Genomic DNA, 1,407 nt, shown 5'->3' with positions numbered 1-1,407 from the left:
TTGGTCTCAAGAACTCGGGAGCTAAAGGAAGAACAAATGTTATCGGCGCTTTATTGGGCAAAACGCTGTTTGCTATCGGATTATTTGATATCAATATTATATGGTGTAATCAAAATTAAGTCACCTAGCTATATTCCTAAAGGCAGACTCACCAATACCGCAACACTCGATACTTTTAAGCTTAAAATAATAGCTTGCCACTCATATTCACTTAACATCTGCAAAAATTAATTTCCTATAATGGCCTAAAACCATAATGTTTAAATATTGCCGGTGCGGCCGGCGTTTTTAAATAGACAAAAAAATCGTTAACCTGATTAGTCTGATGATTTTTGACAATCGCTATCGGGTATTGGATAGCGTTATAACTGTTCGCTGGAAATATACCAACTACTTTAACCTTTTTACTCACCCCCACATCAGAGTCATACACTATGCCTAATGGTGCTTCATTCAACTCAACTAATGCCATACCATTGCGAACATTATTGGTTCTAGCTAACATTATATCAACGGTTTTGCAGGCGCCTAAAGCAACTAGTGCCTGTTTAGCATAGATACCAACCGGGACATGATCAGGATCACCGACGGTAATTCGTTCACTATTCGCAAGTGTGCGCCAATTAGTTTTTTGGCTAATTGTGATTGATTTTAGTGTTGAATTTATTGGCGCAATAAGAACTAAATTATTATCTAACAAAGTATAGCGACTGGCATTAACCATAAATTGTTTCTGCTGCACATAATCCATCTATTGTTGGTCAGCAGAGATAAAAATATCGGCGGGAGCACCTTGTTCAATTTGTCTGGCTAACGTTGAGGAGGAAGCATAAGCGGCAATAATTTTAGTATTATGATCCTTTTCATATTGCGTTACGATATCATTTAAGGCATTGGTTAACGATGCGGCAGCAAAAACGGTCACTGTATTCTCCGCCGCCCAATTTTGGTCAATGACCAACAAAAAAGTGCAACTGCTGCCACTATTTTGGCAATATATTTTTTCATTATTGATACCTTTTTCATTATTTTTATCGTTATATATATCAGGGTATAACAAATAATGAAAGCCGTATGATATGGATAAAATTAAATTGTCCTAGTTAGTTAAAAACAGTGGTAAACAGAATAAATGAGCGGTATAACAATTGCTAACCATCTGTTGTTAACAGATAATTAACAAAAAATAAAAATAATCATATCATATTGATAGTTAATAAAAAAATCAGCTTAAAATTTCAATGGCTGGAATTAGCTGATAAAAAACCGTTATTTTGCTTATCATTTAAATAAAGTTATTTATACAAATTTTATTTATAGCTAAGCGACTTAATTTTGATGACATTATTTATATGAGCTATTCAATTGATTTTAGACGTAAAGTGATATTTACGATGGAAGAAGAAG

General features: G+C 34.0%; 2 pseudogenes. Both read right to left on the bottom strand.

Going from position 1 to position 1,407, the window contains the following annotated elements:
- Positions 1 to 131: 131 nt before the first annotated feature.
- Positions 132 to 218: pseudogene (gene modB / locus ARSQ2_RS11320) on the bottom strand (molybdate ABC transporter permease subunit); the annotation flags it as partial.
- 17 nt (positions 219 to 235) lie between these two features.
- Positions 236 to 1,008 (bottom strand): annotated as a pseudogene (gene modA / locus ARSQ2_RS11315) (molybdate ABC transporter substrate-binding protein).
- Positions 1,009 to 1,407 lie beyond the last annotated feature (399 nt).

This window comes from Arsenophonus endosymbiont of Bemisia tabaci Q2 (assembly GCF_902713415.1).
Taxonomy (GTDB): Bacteria; Pseudomonadota; Gammaproteobacteria; order Enterobacterales; family Enterobacteriaceae; genus Arsenophonus.
This window is presented reverse-complemented; position numbering and strand designations above follow the sequence as displayed.